Below are 19032 nucleotides of genomic sequence, written 5' to 3' on the forward strand. Positions count from 1 at the left end.
GTTAACTACCTAGCCGCCACTAGTCCTTTGCAAGGCGGTCGATGCCCTGTATACCCCTTAACTTCTGCAACAAAGGAGTAAGCGTTTCTCAGTTTTCTTGCTAATTTCCGGTTTTACAACCAATCCGCTTACCTCATCAATACATGAAGTTTTCTTTCTGCTGGCTTATGGCGCTCTTGACGGCGTCTGTCGTTGCTCAGCCCAAACCCACCCCGCCATCATCTGGGTCAATTCCCGAACTCACCGTAGAACGTATCATGCAGGACCCGAAGGTCTGGATTGGTACGTCTCCTTCCAATCCGTACTGGTCCGACGATTCAAAGACGATCTACTTCAACTGGAATCCCGACAAGGCAAAAGGCGATTCGCTCTATAAAATTACGCTGGCGACCGGGCCCAAACTGGCCGCTTCGCAACCCGTTAAGGTTAGTCCCGCCGAGCGTCGGTCTTTACCAACTGCGCCCGTTGCCGCTTTTAACCGGGCCCGCACGCAGCGCCTGTTTGAACGCCAGGGCGACCTGTTCTGGCTCGATGTGAAAACCGGGCGCACCCGGCAATTGACCAATACTGTAGACGTAGAAAATGATGTCATTTTCTCGGGAGATCAGCAAAGTGCAGTGTTTCGACGCAATTCTAATTTGTTCAGCCTTAACCTCCAGACTGGCGAACTTACGCAACTCACTGACTTTCGGCCCGGTTCCAGAAAGGTTGACCCCAAATTGACCGACGAGGAAAAGTTCCTGAAACAGGATCAGTTACGCTTATCAGACGTAGTGAAAGAGCGTAAAGACAAAAAAGACGAGGGTGAGCGCATTAGCAAAGCGGATAAACCGAAACGGCCCAAGGAAATATACCTCGACGATAAGCAGGTTGTCAATCTGCAACTCAGCCCCGATGGCCGCTTTGTAACGTACCGCCTGTCGAAAAGCGCGTCCAACGCGAAAACGGCGCAGGTACCCAACTACGTTACCGAATCAGGCTATACCGAAAACATCTCCGCCCGTACGAAAGTAGGGGCTCCGCTGGCCAGCCAGGAATTTTTCGTGTACGACATTGTGAAGGATACGGTGCGTACCGTTAACACAAAAGACATTCCGGGTATCAACGACAAACCCGATTTTCTAAAAACCACAACCGCGAGTAGCAAACCCGACACCGCAAAGAAGACACGGCCGGTGGTGATTAACGGACCGGTTTGGTCAGAAGATGGTAAGTTATGCGTGGTGGTGGTTCGTTCACAAGATAACAAAGACCGCTGGATCATGCACTTCGACTTGGAGACTCTCAAGCTCTCCCTTCTTGACCGCCAGCACGACGATGCCTGGATTGGTGGCCCCGGCATCGGTTCGAACTTTTCGGCGGGTAACATGAGCTTCCTGGCCGATAACCAAACGCTCTGGTTTCAGTCGGAGGCCGATGGGTATTCGCATCTCTATACCGTTAACGTATTGACCGGTCAGAAAAAGCAGCTGACTTCGGGCAAATTTGAGGTCCAGCAGGTACAGCTGTCGAAAGACAAAACGCACTTTTTTCTGCAAACCAACGAAGTGCATCCCGGCGAACAGCACTTTTATCGTATGGCGGTGACGGGCGGCCCACGCACCCGGCTAACCAGCATGACCGGCGCCAACGACGTAACCCTTTCGCCCGACGAAACGAAACTGGCAATCCGCTATTCGTCCAGCAATCAGCCGTGGGAATTGTATGTTTCAACGATCAGTGAACGGCCGATAGCCAACAGTAGTAAAGGGGCTACCCCTATCAAGCTAACTAATTCGATAACGGATAGCTTCAAAGGGTACGCCTGGCGAGAGCCAACCCTCGTCACCATTCCGGCTCGCGATGGCCAGACAATTTATGCGCGGCTGTACAAACCAGCGAAATCCAGTGGTAAGGCAGTCGTTTTCGTACATGGCGCGGGCTATTTGCAGAACGCCCACAAGTGGTGGAGCCAGTATTTCCGCGAGTACATGTTCCATAACTTATTAGCGGACCGGGGCTATACCGTGCTCGACATTGACTACCGGGCCAGCGCTGGTTACGGCCGCGACTGGCGTACGGGCATTTACCGGCACATGGGCGGCAAAGACCTCGACGATCACGTTGATGCGGCTAAGTGGCTCGTGCAAACCCAGGGCGTTGACGCCAAGCGCATTGGTCTTTACGGCGGTTCGTACGGCGGCTTCATTACGTTGATGGCCATGTTTACAACGCCGGACGTCTTCAAAGCCGGAGCAGCGCTTCGACCCGTAACGGATTGGGCGGCTTACAACCACCCCTACACCGCCAACATCCTGAACGAGCCCCAAACCGACTCCTTAGCGTATCGTCGTTCATCGCCGATAAATTTTGCCGAAGGCTTGAAAGGTCATTTATTGATCTGCCACGGCATGGTCGACGTAAATGTGCATTTCCAGGACGCCGTCCGCCTAGCCCAGCGACTGATCGAGCTCAAAAAGGAAAACTGGGAGCTTGCCCCCTACCCCGTTGAGGACCATGGCTTTGTGGAACCTACCAGCTGGATGGACGAATACAAACGGATTCTGAAATTATTTGAAGAGCGCTTGTAAACGTTTCTGTCTGGGTAATTGACAAAGTGGACTACCATCTACTAAATAATCAATTACCCGGACAGCTTATCCATGTACATTTGAGAATACGATTACTTACCATTCATGCGCCTTTTTTACTCAGTAATTACCGTATTCATTACGGCTTCATCCCTTTTTGCCCAATCGTTTCAACCTTATGTCGGGATTATCAGCAACAGTCCGGCCTGCGACGGGCAAACGTATAAACTAAACGCTACCTATCCCCCTCCGCCCGCGGGGACCTCGGTCAGCTTTCAGTGGGCCGGGCCTAATAATTTCTCGAGTACATCTTATGGCAGTATACAGGTACTGGCATCGGCAACAACGTCAGGCACGTACTCTGTCACAGCAACCTATTCGGGAAACAATAACGCCGTCGTAAGTGCTTCTACAGTGGTGGCATTAGGGACGCCCAAACCGCTGGCACAAGTATCCGATGGTCAATTTTATAATTCGTATGGAAGGTCAATCTGCGGCCCTACTAGTCTGACATTTGCAGCGTTTCCAGATCAAACCTATAGTATGAATCCGGCAACCTACCAATGGACAGGACCAAATGGGTTTACGAGCAACCTTCAAAATCCGCGACTCAATCAAGGAACTGCCGGCCAATACATCGTCGAGGCCACCTATCCAAATGGCTGCGGAATAGGCAAAGACACTATTACAGTTACAGAATTCAGTCCTTCAGTATATGTAAGTAGCTACTCAACAGGGCCAAATCAGCAGTATAGCACCTCTTTTTGTCCGGGTACTTCAGCAGAGATACGTAGTACAGTATCTAGCTTACCATCCGGTTCAACGGTTGCCTATCGGTGGAGTGGTCCAAATGGTTTTACGAGTACAGCGCAGAACTTTACGATAACGGACATAACACCATCAATGGCAGGTACGTACAGCGTTACAGCCATGGTTTCCGGGGCTTGTATAGGTACCGCGACAGCTTCTCAAGTTATATCAATTGGCGCTCCTCCACCTTTCGCTTATAGTAAACCTGGTGGTAGCTCGTACAACATATATTGCCCCGGGATTGATTTTTCCCTCAACGTACTATCTGTAGGGGATGGAGCTACCTATCAATGGAGCGGACCGAATGGTTTTACTAGTTCAGCGCAAAACTTTACGTTGGCTAATGCTACATCCGCCCTGGGAGGAACATACAGTGTGACAGCTACGACTGCGGCTGGCTGCTCAAGTAGTTCCACCGTGTTTATCAAAATTCTTACTCCCGATGTATACATTAACAGCTCACTTGTTGGAGCGAACTCCTTTGATGGCTCAAGCTTTTGCCCAGGAACTGCTTTTCAATTAGCGGCCGTATCTGGTGGAGGGGTGTCACGGACCTATCGGTGGAGCGGCCCAAACGGTTTTACCAGCGCAGATTCAAGCGTTGTGCTGAACAATGTAACACCAGATATGACGGGTGTTTACAGTGTCACAGCATCTTATACCGGAGCTTGTTCGGGAACAGGAACCTCGTCAAAAACTATAATGATTGGTGGGCCATCAGTTACTGTCATCCGTCAGAATCTGACTAATTCAAGTACTTGCCCTGGAGGTAGCATTGGCTTCGTGGCTTCACCGTCAGCCAGCGCTGGTACAACCTATATGTGGCGTGGTCCTAACGGGTTTACCAGTACAGCCCAAAGTTTTACGTTGACTAATCTAACGGCTGCTATGAGTGGCACGTATAGCGTGACAGCTGCCTTTACAGGCGCTTGTTCCGGCACCGCTACGTCGTCTACTCAGCTAACTATTGGCACACCCAGAATCTTTATCAACGCAACTACAAATGCGGCCGTTTGCCCAGGTGGCAGTTTAACTCTGACTGCTTTTTCTTCAACCGGCACTGTAGCAACTTATGCATGGAGTGGCCCAAACGGATTTACCAGTTCGTCCCAAAGCATTATGTTAGCCAACGCAAGCCCGGCCATGGCGGGCCTATACAGTGTGACAGCTACGTTTACAGAAGCTTGTGCCGGAACAAGCACGGCCTCACGAGCAGTTGAGGTAGGGCAGCCGATTGCTAACATAAGCGGCAATCCTTACGTCTGCCCTGGAAGTCAGCTTGTGTTGACCGGAAGTCAGACCATTAATCTTAATGTAGTTTCTTACCCCGCCACGTATCGGTGGAGCGGTCCAAATGGTTTTACCAGCACTGCACAAAGCATTACGATAACAAATACAAGCCCGGCCATGGCTGGAATGTATAGTCTTACGGCTAATTTATCGGGAGTGTGTTCAGGAACCTCTGCTGCATCCACCCAGGTGCAGGTGACGAAGCCATTTTTAAATATTTTTAGCCAATCTGCGGATAAAACAAGCTCAGGAAGCAGATTTTGCCCAGGAACTGCTTTTGTTCCATACCCTTTGTTCTTTAACAGATCGAATGATTTTCCGGCGGCAAGTTCGGTCACCTACCAATGGAGTGGCCCCAACGGATTTAGTAGCACGTCAGAACAGCCTACTGTCCAAAACGCCACTACACTGGCTTCAGGCACATACAGCCTCACCGCAACCGTAACGGGCGAATGTAGTGGCACGTACACAGCTTCGACGCCTATCACCATTGGCAAGCCAATAACGTCAGTCTCTGATTTCCCGATCAATGCTTTTGCGTCTGGAGATAGAGTCTACTGCGCAGGAGCTTCCGTGGGTATTTCAGCTTATACAAGCCCAAGCAGTGCTACGACTTCTTACCAATGGAGTGGTCCTAATGGGTTTACTAGTTCAGCACAAAGCTTTACGTTGTCAAACCTAAATTCGACCATGGCTGGCGTGTATAGTTTAACGACAACCTACTCAGGTCAGTGCGCTGGTCAGCGAGTTGCTTTTGCCAATATTGAGGTGGGCACTCCTCAGATAGACATTGGTCTCTTTAAAGCTAATGGTGCGGGGGGCAACTTTGCCAGACCAATATGCCCGGGTAATCTGTATACCCTAGCTCCTACAGCCTACCTTTCTAGCCAAAACATTCTATTAACGAATAATACCTACGAATGGACGTTACCCAATGGTACGACAACGTCTACACCTTCACTGACCATTGTCAGTGCGAACTCATCCAACGCTGGCCGGTATATTCTAAACACAACCTATACAGGTGTCTGCTCGGGCACGAGTCGCGATACGATGGACGTTACGTTGGGACCACCTACGCCAACGCTGCGTACCGAACGTAACTTTATCGCTAAGGGGAGTTCCACGACCCTGTACGCCACTAACTGTATAGGTTCTGACATAACCTGGTCAGACGGTCAAACGGGAAACTCAATTATTGTTTCGCCGACGCAAACCACACCCTACACTGCCGTTTGCAACTTCGATGGATGCAGTGGGCAGCCGTCGGCTCCGTTATTGGTTACGGTTAGCGATGCTCCTGAAACCGATCTAAGCGTAAGAATGGCTGTTACGAACCGAGCCCCAGGTGTAAACCAGCCAGTGACAGTTCGAATAACAGTTGTGAATAGCACTGGGCAACCTGCCAACAACGTGCAGATCACGGGTCGACTACCCAATTCGCTCCTAGCCAACATATCGGCTTCTTCTCCAGGATGGTCTTTGCAGGCAAACGGACAGGTTATCACGGCTGTTATAGCCAGTGTACCGGCAAGTAGTAGCACTAGCTATACGTTCGTGGTAACGCCTACGACCCCAGGCATTTTTCGGCTGGCCGCTCAGATTACGGCTTCTGATAATCCAGATCCAGACTCTGCTCCCAACAGTGGCCTGAATGATGGACAAGACGACGTTGCCTGGGTAGACTTACGAACACAACAGTTTAGTCAGGTCTTAAGTGAATCATTAGAACCGAATCCGGCTGTATTGCCCAAAGCGCAGTCAACCCTTATCTATTTACCAGAAGGCTTCGTTGACCTAAGCCTGGGACTGGTAATCAGCAATAAAGCCCCACAACTGGGCGAAATCGTTACCATTACATTGTTGATGGATAACTACTGCAACCACCGATTGCTTAGTCCCGACGTAACCTGCGAGCTACCGGCCGGACTAACCTTCGTTGATGGTGATGGGTGGTCAGCATCAGAACAGAACGTACTGCTTACCGGTGGTAAGTATTACCGGGAATGGCCCAGAACGTTCAGCTTCCGTGCTAGGGTTACGGGTTCGGTCGGAGCACCCGTCAAAGCCCGCATCAGCCGTAGTGATTGGGATGATGTCGACTCAGCTCCTACAAACGGGTTTGATACGGGCGAAGACGATACGGCGCAAGTTAGTTTACGCGTAAGGTAATAGCTCCTCACATCAAATTACTCAATCTATTGGTAGAGTAACTAGCCCCTGGTTAGTTACTCTACCACTACCCGAAGCACCGATTGCCGGTCGCCAGCCTGCGCCTTAAGCAAATACGTGCCGGTCGGAATATTTGTTAAAGGCCATTCGGCCTGTTTCTTCCCTATAAAGGCAGGGAGTTGACTCTGCCAGATCGCCCGGCCCGACTTATCAACCAACTGCATCTGTACGGCAGACCGCTCTACTTGCTCAATCTCCAGCCGTAAGCGATCGGTAATCGGATTGGGAGCCACCCGCACCGACAGCCCAGCGACGGGTTCAGCGGCTGTAACCACAACATTGATCGGATCGGATGGGGGCGACGTACAACCATTCACAGTAACGACAGCGTAATATTGCCCCGTCTGGAATGGCGTTATCGTGGCCTGAGCCCCGTCGGTAACGGGTTTAGCCGGATCGGTACCAATACGAACATACCACTGAATACCTATGTATTGATTGGCGCTTAACGTGATTCCTGATTGGGTAATGACCGGTTTGCTTGGCAGTGGATTGAGTGCTTTTATTGTAATAAACGTAGTGGCCGTCGTACACCGGTTACTATCCAGCACACTTACCGTATAGGTACCTTCCGACAAGCCCGTCTGGGTTGCCGTACGGGCTCTCAGTGTATCACGCCGTTCGGTTAACCAGTAATATGTAAAAGGCTTAGTGCCGCCCGCCACTTGTACAGTGGCTTCGGCATCGCTTCCTCCGGCGCATAACACGTTCTTAACAGTACCAGTCGACAGCGTCATAGCTGACCCATTGGTGACAACGGCCTGCACAGAATCGGTGCAGCCTGCTTCGTCGGCAACACGGAAACGATACGTATTCGGCCGCAAACCCGTGATCTGATTACTCGGCTGGTACGCCTGACCGATAAGCTGATATTGTCGTTTTGTACCAACCCCCCCTGTGCTGGTCAGACTGACGGCTCCCGTAGGACAAATACAGCAGGTAGCGGGCGTAGGAGTCACCTGAATCGTCAACGGCTCAGCTTTGACTACCGTCACCGAAACAACATCGGGGCAGCCGTTTGCATCGGTGCCAGCGATGCTGTAGGTCCCCACCGCCAGGTTGTTAAACACATTGCTGGTCTGGGGAATTCGCGTTGTTGTCAGTTGATACGTTACAGCCCCGGTGCCCCCCGTGGGCGTTACAGTTACTGACCCACTGTTGGGCCCCAGGCAGCTCACGGGCGACGAAACCGCGGTCAGCCGCAGAGGGGCCGGCTGGGTTAGCGCTACTGATTTTTTGCCTTGACAGCCGCTGGCATCCTGCACCGTGATTTCATACGTATTGGCAGATAGCCCCGTAAATTCCCTGCCTGTCTGGAACGCATTGGTCCCTAACTGATAGCGATACGGTCCTGTGCCTCCCGCTACGGATACGGAGATGGCTCCATCGACCGATCCGGCACAAAGCGTCGGCTTAACGGTCAACTGAATATCAAACGGATTAGGAGCACCGACTAGAACGGGCTGCGTCAACTGACAGCCTTTGGTATCGGTAATAGTAAGCGAATAGGTAGTGTTGGCATTTAAATCAACGAACGTACCGTTGGCTTGGGGCGTCCCATTGTTCAACGAGTATTGGTACCCACCTGTTCCGCCCGAAGCAACGGCGATAAGGCCTCCGTCGGCCCCGCCTACGCATTTAGCTGCGACGGCTGTCAGGCTTACAGCTAATGGGGCGGGTTCGGGCACCTCTAGCTTAACCTGTTTGGTACAGCCCACAGCATCTTTCACCGTCACCTGATACTGACCGGGTTTTAGATTTCCGTAGCCCCTGTCGGTTTGAAAAGGCTGGTTATCCAACTGATATTGAAACGCTCCGGTCCCATCGGTAGCGGTTAGATAGATTTGTCCATCGGTGCGCCCATTACACGTAACGGGCGTGACCAAAGTCTCCAATGTAATTCCGCGGTTAACCTGAACCGAGACGGTACCCGTTGACACCGTTGTGCTTGTTACGGAGCAGGTTGCCCGGTAGGTCGTCGCTTGGGTGGGCGCAACGACAATGGAGCTACCCGTTTGCCCCGTTGACCAACGGACTGTTCCACTAGCTGGGCATCCGGAGGCTGTTAAAGTTGTGCTGGAGCCCCCGCAAACTGTAGCCGGGTTAGCCGCTACAGACAAGCTTCCCTGGGCCGACACCTTATTGGGCCCTAGTGCCACGAGCAGCCCAACGAGTAAGGTAAATAGTACTGTCCGACCCAGGCAGAAATCAGTAATGTAGAAAGGTAAATGGTTTTTCATAGACTAAGGGATACTTAAACAAATATAGCTTCTTACGACGCCCGTTTATTTCGCTTCGTGTTATACTTTATTTACTTTTTCGGTGAACTTTCAGCTAGCCTGCAAACTGCACCTTATTTTTCGAATAATGCTAGTTATCAACATCCTTGACCACCGGCCGACTGTCGTTCAACCGCTTCTCATACGGCACCCGAAATCGGCTCAAATCAGGAGTTCGACTGCGTTTACGGGTCAGCTCGTACTGATAAATGGTCTGACCCAATTGGTATAGAAAAGGTTGCCCCACGCTCTCGTATTCATACTTATCATCGTTTAGAATGCCATCGCTATTCACGTAAACAGTAGCGGTTAGCATGTATTCAATTTTGTTGGTAAAGTCCACTACGTAAGAAGCGTCTGTCAGGAAGCCATACGCCCACCCCACTTTGTTGAAAACCCGCACGCCCGCTGGCAACTGATGGTGTGTACTATCCAGAAAAAAGAACTTCACATACGTGTCATAGTATTGCTTGGCGTCGTATTTGGGGTAGTTGGTTTCACCCGGAAACTGCGAAAGGTATTGATACAGAAACGTGTAGTCGTCGTTGGTCAGATTAAAGCGCTGTTTGGCTGGAACTGAGTTGGGAAACATCACCGATTGCAGGATCTGTTGCAGAGATTCCAACGGCAACTTATTCCGGGTGGTAAAATCAAAGGGTTCATGCACGAGACTGTCGTTGACGTAGTACCCCTTGCCCAGTTTGGCGGCACGCTTAAAATCAAATGGTATTTTGTTGTACACCAGCGGCTGCGAATAGATCAGCGTCCCGTCTTCCTGAATAAACCGAATAGGATTTGTGTAGCGGTTTTCCTCGGGCGTCATGCGTACAAACCGGTGCGTAAGGCGCGTGTCGAGGTAACCTTTCGCGTGTAACGACTGGTTGATGGCCTCCTGCCCGACGAACTCGTACATGCGGCTATAAGCATCGTTATCGCTGACTAAAAACGCTTTCTTAATAAAATGGGCGATCGACGGATAGCCGTTGGGCGACGTATTGTCGGTCCATTCTTTGGTTTGCTTACTGTAAGCACTGTCAAACTGCATGGCCGTAAACTTGGTCACCCGCGGGTTATGCAGGTTATTGAGCTTCTCCAGCGACAACAATGCGAGCGGCAGTTTAACCGTTGACGCCGGGTTGAAATACTCCGTGCTGTCGACCCGAAAATAGTAGTTTTTAAACGAAGGCGTATTGTTCTTATCACGGTCGATCTGGGTATAAATAATTTGTACCCGGTGGACCGCAGCCTGCCGAAGAACGTCTTGAAAAATGGGATTCTGGTTCGTGGCGAACAGCTTTTTCAGGAAGTCATCCGTTCGCGCTTGTCCGTAGGCAGACGTGAGGAATAACCCAAGCCAAACGATCCCAATGAGTCGTTGAATACCTTGTTGCATGGCCAACAAAATACAAAAAGAAGTGGAGATACGGTGTATTATCTGCCCACTGTGTAGCCCATAAGACGAATTTTGGGCGTATCCCTTGCAAGGAGACCCGGAAAATCAGGTAGTCAGCGTTATGCTCAGGCCGCTTCGCAACGTGTTCTGTACCTCAGCGATGCTATCGGTATATCGTATGAGTTCGTCCACCTTTTCGGCGGGTGCGCTTGATGTAACATTGGCTTTGTAGCGAAAATTGCGTCCCGGTTCGCCCTCGGCACCGAATTCGCCGGTGCATTCGACTTCGACCTCCGACACGGGTATGTTCCGTTTATTAGCTTCCCGGTAGATGTCGTTGCAGAAGCAGGTAGCTAATGAAAGCAGCAAAAGTTCGCCCCCGTTTATGGCTGATCCGTAGCCCGAGCCCTTAGATGCGATCTGGACGACTTTAGCATCGCCGTTTGTTTGCACCACCACGTCGTTCTGATTAAACTTGTTTTTAATTGTAGCCGATATTTCCACGCTCATTATGGGTTTACGTCAATTATGCATTCGGTTATGTCATGCTTTGATGTAAGGATTCTACCTTGTAAAACTAATAAACCGCAGTTAATGAAAGCATTATTCTACGTACTACTGATCAGCGCATCGTTGAAAGCGGTTGCGCAAGGCCCAAAAGTGTTGATTGTAACGGCGCATCCCGACGACGAAACCATGTTTCCGGTAGTTGTCTTTAAAATCACCCACGAGTTGAAGGGCTCGGCCGATCTGGCGTTGCTGACGGATGCATCGGGTGGCTTCAATGGGATGGTCGCTTCCAGTTATTTTGGCATGAACATGCTTGATTCAGCCGTTGGGCGAAAACACCTGCCGCTCATTCGGAAGAAAGAAATGATGGCTTCGGGCGAGATTCTGGGCATTGGCAACTTTTTCTTTTTCGATCAGCGCGATGATTTTTACAACCGCGACGAAACGCCGTACCTCCAAGGCAAGCGTTGGGACATCAATCTGGTTGACCGACGTTTGGATGAAATCCTGTCCCGAGGTCAGTACGACTACATCCTTTGCCTGGTACCGCACGACGGCCAACACGCTCATCACAAAACAGCTTCGTTAAGTGCTATACGGGCGGTCCAACGCTACAAAGGCCTTAAAAAACCGATTGTTCTGGGCGGTCAGGCCCAGAACAAGGGCTACACATTTCGGTTCAGCGAATTGTCGGGATATCCCGAAAGTCGAATCAGCCCCCAAGCGCCTGTGTTTGAGTTCGACCGATCGTATACGTTCGGCGAAGACAACAAACACAGTTACATGATTGTAGCCGACTGGGTCAAAGCTGCTCATAAAACCCAGAGTGGCGACATGAACCAGGCGATGCACCAGGGTGATTTGGAAGCATTCTGGTATTTTGCGCTGAACGGTGACGACCGCATCAGTGAAGTGAATAAACTATTTCAACAGCTCAAAAACGCTGGATTTCCCACGAAGTGACTAGTAAACTTACTCACCAACTCTCTCATTGATTATTACTTAGTAACCTCCCAAGCAACGAACTCTCTCAAACGCCGACTTGTTGAAAAAACAGCGGGCGTCTTCCTGTTAACTTTGCCTGTACTGCCGGATAAATACTGGCCCAATGCTTATGATTCATCAACTTTCGCTTACCCTGGCCCCCGAAGACGCTTACGATGAAGCCTCTTTTCGGAGACAGGCCTTACGTTCGTTGCGCCTACCGGCTGATAGTGCTGCGGTGGTGCGTAAACGTCGGCAGTCCGTCGATGCCCGAGGTCGGCAGATTCGTGTTCACGTCGATGCCGACGTGTTTATAGGCGAGGCCCCGTCCCCGCTGATTCAGTACCAAAAACCGCAGGTCGATGTTAGCAGGGCTCCACAAGCTATCATTGTCGGTGCCGGACCAGCCGGTATGTTTGCCGCTCTTCGGTTAATCGAACTGGGCATTAAACCTATTGTGTTAGAACGTGGTAGCGACGTTCGCGCTCGTCGGCGCGACCTGGCGGCCATCAACAAAGACCATATCGTTAACCCCGAATCAAATTACTGCTTTGGCGAAGGCGGAGCCGGGACCTACTCCGACGGTAAGCTGTACACGCGCTCTACCAAACGCGGAGATGTTCGGCGTATACTGGAAATCTTCGTGGCGCACGGGGCAACCGAACAGATCCTCGTCGATGCACATCCGCACATTGGTACCAACAAATTGCCGAACGTAGTGGCCGACCTTCGCGAGAGCATCCTGAACGCCGGGGGTGAAGTCCGGTTCGATACTAAAGTGACGGACCTGATTTTAGCGAACGGTGAGCTTAAGGGCGTAGTTACCGCTTCGGGAGAAGAGCTAACCGGCATTGGTGTTATTTTAGCCACGGGGCATTCGGCCCGCGACATTTTTTATCTCCTGCACAATCGTAACGTTCGCATTGAAGCCAAGCCGTTTGCCATGGGCGTACGCATTGAGCATCAGCAGTCATTGATCGATCAGTTCCAGTACCATCAGCCCAATCGAGGTGATTATTTGCCCGCAGCCTCGTACAGTTTGGTAACCCAAACCCGTTTCAACGGGGTAGAACGGGGCGTTTTTTCCTTTTGTATGTGTCCGGGCGGCTTTATTGTCCCGGCCGCAACGGCTCCCGGCGAACTAGTCGTTAACGGGATGTCGCCGTCACGCCGGGATTCTAGATACGCCAACTCAGGCCTGGTGGTTGCCATTACCGACACCGATCTGAAGCCGTATGCCGATGAAGGTTCGCTGGCGGGTTTGGCCCTGCAACAGGATCTGGAACGCTGGGCCTGCCAGATGGGGGGGGGTAGCCAGACGGCCCCTGCCCAACGAGTTGCTGATTTTGTGGATGGTCGGGTCTCGAATGAGCTGTTACCGACGTCGTATCAGCCGGGGCTGGCATCTGTAGACATGGCCGACGTGTTGCCCGACCACATTGCCCAACCCTTACGCCAGGGCTTACGCGATTTCGGCCGGAAAATGCGGGGCTACCTGAGCAATGATGGCCAGGTCATTGGCGTTGAAAGCCGTACCTCGTCGCCGGTGCGTATTCCACGTGACCGCGATACGTGCGAACACGTTGAGGTTCGGCGGCTGTTTCCGTGTGGCGAAGGCGCTGGCTATGCAGGAGGCATCGTTTCGGCTGCGATGGACGGTGAACGATGCGCGGAGCAATTAGTTAAGTTATATAAATAGGTTTACGGTATTGGGTATTCGGTTTACGGCGGTCAGTCGCCACGGTGGCTGACGCCGACAATGCAGGTATTCTCTGTATGCCGTATACCAAAACCCGTAAACCGAATACCGTAAACATGATCGACACCTCGTTTCATACGTTCTCAGAGCACCTTCGCCAACGTCTGCAGAAGCCACTACCCGGCGAGGCCGCCCATGCAAAAATGGCGTCGACTGCTCGTTACCGCTTAGGTATCAAGCCAAATGAACGTACGCGACGGAGTGCCGTGCTGATCTGTTTTTACCCTTACCAGGATTCGATTTACCTGCCGCTGATTCTACGGCCGCAGTACGACGGTGTTCATGCGGGCCAGATGGCGTTTCCGGGCGGGCGAATGGAACGTATCGACGAAAATCTGACTCGAACGGCCCTGCGCGAAGCTCAGGAAGAGGTCGGCATTCGGGTGACCGACGTAAAGGTGCTGGGTTTGTTAACTGAGCTCTTTATTCCGCCCAGCAATTTTTATGTGCAGCCCGTAGTAGGCGTACTCCCTTACCGTCCGGATTTCTACCCTGACCCGCGCGAGGTAGAAGCGGTGGTGGAAGTGGAATTAGAAACTTTACTAGACGAGACGATCGTTGGCGACAGCCAGATTGAAGTGCGTGGAGTGTTGGTAGATGCTCCTTTTTATCAGATTCAGGGGTACCGCGTCTGGGGCGCCACGGCTATGATGATCAGCGAACTGCTGATGGTGATGAATGCCTGACAGGCTATGGTTGCGCTTCGGCGTACAGCGTAGCCAGATTAAAAACCATGCCGTCGGTGATGGTCACGTCATGGTTCCAGCCATCCCGGATGACAATTGTATCAGCGGACTCAGATTCCCAGATAACCGGAATATTTTCCGTAAAAATCCAGATCACTTTCTTTACGCCAAACTCGTGTAACTCACGCGTCTTTTTGATGAAATAATCGTGCTGGTATTGGTACTTCGTCAGATCCGGCCTTGGTATCAATTTCTACCACGTAGTCAGGCGCGATGTCCATGTACTTATTGGTAAATGTATAGTCCTTGAGCCGTTCTTATTCATAAATAGCAATATCGCAGGAGCGCCATTTCTTTTTTCGGATCTGAACGCCTAGTTCACTCGACAAGTAGCGGAATCGTTTGCCAAAAGGATGAGCGAATAAGAATCGTTGAATAATTTCAGCTAAAAAGCTGCGTAAGCCACTTGTTCCTGTAATTTCTTCCGGTTCTTTAATCCCATTCAGTACATCACGGTAGCCAGCGTAGTAAACGGGTTTCTCATCTTCCATTTCATAAACAAGCTGGCTTAACAAAAGCTGCCGCTGCCGACGCTGCTCGGGCGTCATGGCAACTTTCTTCGTTTTTGTGTTCTCGTCTACCGGCGTCATAGCGTTGCTTGTCTTGTGCAATATATGGACAAAAGCGACACCAATCAGCTACTTGTGCCGGCCACAAAATACAGTTCGGCAATGGCTTTCTGATACTTCGTTTTCAACTCTTCCCCTTTTACCCGCAGGTCAATCAGCTTTGTTTCGCGGGCGTTTACCAGGAATAAAGAACTTTCGCCTAACTCAAACTTTTGCTGTTCAGCCTGCAAGAGCAATTCCTGGTTCTCAATCGTTTGCCGTTGCACCAACAGCTGCTGAGACAGCGTCTGGAGCTGATTGTAGGCCACCTGAATGGTATTTGTAATATCGCGGCTCAGTTGTTGGCGTTCCAGGTTGGTTTGCTGGTTTTTGACCTGCACCTCACGCAGTTTACCCCGCTCTTTGCGCAGAAACAAAGGAAACACAAAGTCTACACCAATCTTATGATTCTGCGGTCGTAACGCGTAATAGCTGGTCCAATCGTAATTGGCGTCCACAATAGGCGTCTGGCTCAGTAAGCTGGCGTTAACATTAATTTGGGGCTGTACCATTGCCTTTCGAAAACGCTCTTCGAGCGTCAGTTGCTGCACCTTCACGTTCAGCTTAACCAATTCAGGATGTTGTTGGATGGCCTGATTAACCAGCGTTTGCAACAGCGTTTCGTCGTGCCCCGTCGTTGAAGGCTCCTGCGGAATTGCTGCTGCCGGTAGCTCAACCGGTTGACCAGCCGTATTCCACAAAAAGGCACTAACCTTTAATCGGGCATTTTGCTCCTCTACGTCGGCCTGCTGGCGTTGCACAAGCCGATCCTGCACGGTAATCAGGGCTTCCGTTGTATCGATGGTGGCCGCATCGCCCAAAAAAGCCCGTTCGCGTAAGGCCCGAAACCGCCGATTGGCCAGTTCATAGCCTTCGGTTAAGAGCTGCCGCTGCTGATACGCCAGAAACCATTCCCAATACGTTTTGGCCGCTTCGTACAGTAATTTGTTGACAACCTTCAACCGGTCGGCTTCGGCCAGGCTCTCCATTAGCTTTGCCTGGCGGACAGCGTTTCGCCGGGCGTCGATAAACAAGCCTTGTCCGATGGGCACGCTTAATCCAACGCCCGTCAACCCCGACGATGGAGTGCGTTCTTCAGGGTTAATGTATTTACCCATGTTGCGGTTATACGACACGTTGAGGTCGATGCCGGCTACCCAGAGTGGTACGGTCAGCTTGTTTTGCCAGTGATCAAAATAAAGGTCCTGCCCAAACTCTTTGCGATCATAAAGAACGCTTACCTTTGGATCGAATGCCCCCCGTGCCTGCACAATGACCTGCCGGGCTTCTTCGCCGAACAAATTAGCCTGCTTCACAATCGGATGATTCAGACGAATGAGCTCGTAAAACGTCTGCGCCGAAAATACCGTTGTGTCGGTCTGAGCCCTACCTGATGTTGGTGCTGTTTGCGCGGCTACGGGTTGCCAAAGTAGACATCCGCCGAGCAAAAGCCCGAAGAATAAACCCAACCGTTTCATTTTTTCACTCCTTTCTGCTCGTCTTTGGGCTCCTCCTGCAAACTTGGCGGGAAGCCGTTTAACATTCGCCAGAGCTCATACCAAACCGGTACGTCGTCCAGCATGACCCATCCATACACCCCCGACCCGACCCGCAGCTGCGGAGGCCACGGCTGGTCCCCTTTTTGCTGAAACGGCCGCACCAATAGTCGATATTTGCCCCCGACGCTGCTGACCGCATCAATCACGGCTACCCGGCCCCCAAACGTACCGACCGCCACCGTTGGCCAGCCCGAGAACTGAATGGCTGGCCAGCCATCAAATTGCAAACGAACGGTTCGGCCGCGCTGAATCAACGGGACGTCCATGGCCCGAACGTACAGTTCAACCGCCAGTTGAGGGTTAGCCGGTTGTAGCGTAGCAATGGGTTCACCTTCTTTGATAGTTTCGCCAATGCCCGCTTTAGACGGACGCACCACGTAGCCGTTTTGTGGGGCGCGCACCACATACAGTCCCCGCCGGACCTCTACACTACTAATTTTGTTCCGCAGTTTTGAGATTTCCCCCTCGGCATCGGCCCGATACGATACCGCCGAACTCCGATCGGACTGCGCTTTAGCCACCTTTTCCTGGAAGTCAGCCTGAATGGTAGTAAGCTCCAGCTCGGCGTTCACCAATTCCTGACGCGACACGTTGAGCTTGTTCTCCTGCGAGATCACTTTAGCGTTGTCTTCCTGCACTTTCAGCCGGCGGGTTTCGAGGTCGGTTAGTGAAATCAGGCCGCTCTTATAGGCTTTCTCGTAGCGCTCAATCCGGTCGAGAGCAATCTGGTAATTCTTACGAATGGCAACCAGGTCAGCCTCGTCAGCCGTTACTTTGAACCGGGCTTGCTGCACCTTATTACGGGCAGCGCTCAACTTTACCTTTAGGCCGGTTTGCAAAGCGGCAATCTGGCCATCTAGCGCCCTAATCTTAGTATCCGTCGCGGTTAGACTCCCTTCTTTAGCGGTCAGTTGTTCGCCCAGACGTAGCGGCAAATTAGGATCAAAGTAATCGTCTTTGATGTCGGAGATGACCAGGAGCGTATCGCCTTTCCTGACGTAATCGCCATCTTTAACGACCCAGCGTTCAATTCGACCCGCAATTGCATTCTGAACCGTCTGAGGCCGGTCCTGGGGCGTCAGGGCCGTCACGGCACCCTCGCCGTTGATGTTCTGCTGCCAGGGTAAAAACATGACAATCAGCCCAATAACCAGGAAAAACAACATCCAGCGCCCCAATTTACGACCCCCATCGGATTGTGGCAGAGTGCGTAATGTTTTGAGTGGGTAGTGATTGAAGAGTTCTTCATCTACCCGTTGGTTCGATAAATTAAGCATCGGTCGTCGTTAGAGGTAGGTCAGTAACAGCACCAATTTTTTCAACAGCGGTAAGCAAGTCAAATACCGTATCGATACCCGAAATGAGTTTATCAACCGAACTCGTGATGAGCACAATAATCAATTCGGCAGCCACAAATTGCCCAAGCGACATCTCACGGCCCACAACCAGCGTTGTACCGAGAATCAGCAGACCACCCGTCACAATTGTTTTGAAGGCGACTCCGCTGTAAAAGAACCGCTTCAGCACCTGAAAGTGGGCGCTACGGTACGTTACGTAGTTGGCTACGAGATCATCCATTTTGTCAATGGGCTCCAGCGGATCGCTCCACGACTCAGACCGTTGGTGACGATAGGTCGGCAACTCCCGCGCTACGTCTTCGAGCCAGGCCACCACCTTGTACTTGTATTTGGATTCGTTTAGACTGGTTTTAATCCCACTCGGGCCATAAATCCGGCAGATTAAGAAAATAGCCAGAACCGTCAACGTACCGAATCCGATGAAGATGGGGTGGTAAACAGATAGCAGAATAATTCCGAACACGATCTGCACGGCGGCTGCTGTTAAATCAATGAGGAGTTTGGGGAGTCCTTTCTGAATGGTAAGTACATCAAAAAAGCGGTTCATCAGTTCGGGGGGATAATACCCCGACAGGGCGTCGGGCTCAATGCGCGGCAGTCGGTACGTAAACTCAAACGCGGCCTTGGCAAAAATGCGCTGCTGCATTACTTCAACGAGGGTCATCTGCCCTACCAGCAACAGGCCCGTCGCGATTACCCCCAAAATGACCAGCCCAATCAATAGATAGACAGAACTAAATACTAGACCGCCCGAAACCAGATTGAACACCGCCTGAACACCCAATGGCAGCGAAAGGCTGATCAGGCCGGTTACCAGGGCATACAGATACACGTAGCCGATGTCTTTCTTCTCGTTCGTAAGGAGCCGAATGAGCCGCTGGGTTGGCGACGGTGGTGGTCCGAGTGCATTCTTTATAGCCATTGATTGTATGCT

13 protein-coding genes are annotated in these 19032 nt (G+C 51.4%); 5 read left to right on the forward strand and 8 right to left on the reverse strand.

The window, feature by feature from the left end; translation table 11 throughout:
- The first annotated feature begins 143 nt into the window (after positions 1–143).
- Positions 144–2570 (forward strand): alpha/beta fold hydrolase, encoded by a 2427-nt coding sequence (locus tag ACFSUS_RS01010; RefSeq protein ID WP_381517828.1) that lies wholly within the window; start codon positions 144–146, stop codon positions 2568–2570.
- Between the two features lie 105 nt (positions 2571–2675).
- Complete coding sequence (locus ACFSUS_RS01015) at positions 2676–6842, forward strand: hypothetical protein (RefSeq protein ID WP_381517830.1); 4167 nt, start codon at positions 2676–2678, stop codon at positions 6840–6842.
- A 56-nt stretch (positions 6843–6898) separates the two neighbouring features.
- On the opposite strand, the gene ACFSUS_RS01020 is transcribed toward ACFSUS_RS01015, so the two are convergent.
- From ACFSUS_RS01020 to ACFSUS_RS01030, 3 genes are all read right to left on the reverse strand, one after another.
- Entirely contained in the window at positions 6899–9142 is a 2244-nt protein-coding gene (locus ACFSUS_RS01020; protein ID WP_381517833.1) for a T9SS type A sorting domain-containing protein, read from the reverse strand.
- Between the two features lie 130 nt (positions 9143–9272).
- Entirely contained in the window at positions 9273–10574 is a 1302-nt protein-coding gene (locus ACFSUS_RS01025; protein WP_381517836.1) for a serine hydrolase, read from the reverse strand.
- A gap of 105 nt (positions 10575–10679) precedes the next feature.
- Complete coding sequence (locus ACFSUS_RS01030) at positions 10680–11084, reverse strand: OsmC family protein (protein WP_381517839.1); 405 nt, start codon at positions 11082–11084, stop codon at positions 10680–10682.
- An 84-nt stretch (positions 11085–11168) separates the two neighbouring features.
- Here ACFSUS_RS01030 and ACFSUS_RS01035 point away from each other — a divergent pair, with 84 nt between their 5' ends.
- The 3 genes from ACFSUS_RS01035 to ACFSUS_RS01045 all read left to right on the forward strand — a co-directional run bounded on the left by ACFSUS_RS01035 (position 11169) and on the right by ACFSUS_RS01045 (position 14513).
- Complete coding sequence (locus ACFSUS_RS01035; RefSeq protein WP_381517842.1) at positions 11169–12047, forward strand: PIG-L family deacetylase; 879 nt, start codon at positions 11169–11171, stop codon at positions 12045–12047.
- A gap of 151 nt (positions 12048–12198) precedes the next feature.
- The gene (locus ACFSUS_RS01040) at positions 12199–13767 is read left to right on the forward strand and encodes an NAD(P)/FAD-dependent oxidoreductase (RefSeq protein WP_381517845.1); all 1569 of its coding nucleotides are present in this window, start codon (positions 12199–12201) and stop codon (positions 13765–13767) included.
- A gap of 116 nt (positions 13768–13883) precedes the next feature.
- On the forward strand, positions 13884–14513 hold the full coding sequence (locus tag ACFSUS_RS01045; RefSeq protein WP_381519143.1) for an NUDIX hydrolase: 630 nt from the start codon (positions 13884–13886) through the stop codon (positions 14511–14513).
- A gap of 4 nt (positions 14514–14517) precedes the next feature.
- On the opposite strand, the gene ACFSUS_RS01050 is transcribed toward ACFSUS_RS01045, so the two are convergent.
- From ACFSUS_RS01050 to ACFSUS_RS01070, 5 genes are all read right to left on the reverse strand, one after another.
- Positions 14518–14763 carry a hypothetical protein gene (locus tag ACFSUS_RS01050; protein WP_381517847.1) on the reverse strand — a complete coding sequence of 82 codons (246 nt, stop codon included), beginning with the start codon at positions 14761–14763 and terminating at the stop codon, positions 14518–14520.
- A 67-nt stretch (positions 14764–14830) separates the two neighbouring features.
- Entirely contained in the window at positions 14831–15163 is a 333-nt protein-coding gene (locus tag ACFSUS_RS01055; RefSeq protein WP_381517850.1) for a hypothetical protein, read from the reverse strand.
- A 44-nt stretch (positions 15164–15207) separates the two neighbouring features.
- The gene (locus ACFSUS_RS01060) at positions 15208–16659 is read right to left on the reverse strand and encodes a TolC family protein (RefSeq protein WP_381517853.1); all 1452 of its coding nucleotides are present in this window, start codon (positions 16657–16659) and stop codon (positions 15208–15210) included.
- The gene (locus ACFSUS_RS01065) at positions 16656–18017 is read right to left on the reverse strand and encodes an HlyD family secretion protein (protein WP_381517856.1); all 1362 of its coding nucleotides are present in this window, start codon (positions 18015–18017) and stop codon (positions 16656–16658) included. Before ACFSUS_RS01065 ends, ACFSUS_RS01060 begins: the two co-directional genes overlap by 4 nt.
- Positions 18010–19020: an ABC transporter transmembrane domain-containing protein gene (locus tag ACFSUS_RS01070; protein WP_381517859.1), complete on the reverse strand. Its 1011-nt coding sequence runs from the start codon at positions 19018–19020 to the stop codon at positions 18010–18012. Before ACFSUS_RS01070 ends, ACFSUS_RS01065 begins: the two co-directional genes overlap by 8 nt.
- Between the last annotated feature and the right edge of the window lie 12 nt (positions 19021–19032).

This window comes from Spirosoma soli (assembly GCF_042684525.1).
Lineage (GTDB): Bacteria > Bacteroidota > Bacteroidia > Cytophagales > Spirosomataceae > Spirosoma > Spirosoma soli.

What these genes read in the sequence shown, in the direction of transcription:
- ACFSUS_RS01010 (WP_381517828.1), top strand. Translation starts at nt 144, where the DNA reads ATGAAGTTTTCTTTCTGCTGGCTTATGGCGCTCTTGACGGCGTCTGTC.
- ACFSUS_RS01015 (WP_381517830.1), top strand. Translation starts at nt 2,676, where the DNA reads ATGCGCCTTTTTTACTCAGTAATTACCGTATTCATTACGGCTTCATCC.
- ACFSUS_RS01020 (WP_381517833.1), bottom strand. Translation starts at nt 9,142, where the DNA reads ATGAAAAACCATTTACCTTTCTACATTACTGATTTCTGCCTGGGTCGG.
- ACFSUS_RS01025 (WP_381517836.1), bottom strand. Translation starts at nt 10,574, where the DNA reads ATGCAACAAGGTATTCAACGACTCATTGGGATCGTTTGGCTTGGGTTA.
- ACFSUS_RS01030 (WP_381517839.1), bottom strand. Translation starts at nt 11,084, where the DNA reads ATGAGCGTGGAAATATCGGCTACAATTAAAAACAAGTTTAATCAGAAC.
- ACFSUS_RS01035 (WP_381517842.1), top strand. Translation starts at nt 11,169, where the DNA reads ATGAAAGCATTATTCTACGTACTACTGATCAGCGCATCGTTGAAAGCG.
- ACFSUS_RS01040 (WP_381517845.1), top strand. Translation starts at nt 12,199, where the DNA reads ATGATTCATCAACTTTCGCTTACCCTGGCCCCCGAAGACGCTTACGAT.
- ACFSUS_RS01045 (WP_381519143.1), top strand. Translation starts at nt 13,884, where the DNA reads ATGATCGACACCTCGTTTCATACGTTCTCAGAGCACCTTCGCCAACGT.
- ACFSUS_RS01055 (WP_381517850.1), bottom strand. Translation starts at nt 15,163, where the DNA reads ATGACGCCGGTAGACGAGAACACAAAAACGAAGAAAGTTGCCATGACG.
- ACFSUS_RS01060 (WP_381517853.1), bottom strand. Translation starts at nt 16,659, where the DNA reads ATGAAACGGTTGGGTTTATTCTTCGGGCTTTTGCTCGGCGGATGTCTA.
- ACFSUS_RS01065 (WP_381517856.1), bottom strand. Translation starts at nt 18,017, where the DNA reads ATGCTTAATTTATCGAACCAACGGGTAGATGAAGAACTCTTCAATCAC.
- ACFSUS_RS01070 (WP_381517859.1), bottom strand. Translation starts at nt 19,020, where the DNA reads ATGGCTATAAAGAATGCACTCGGACCACCACCGTCGCCAACCCAGCGG.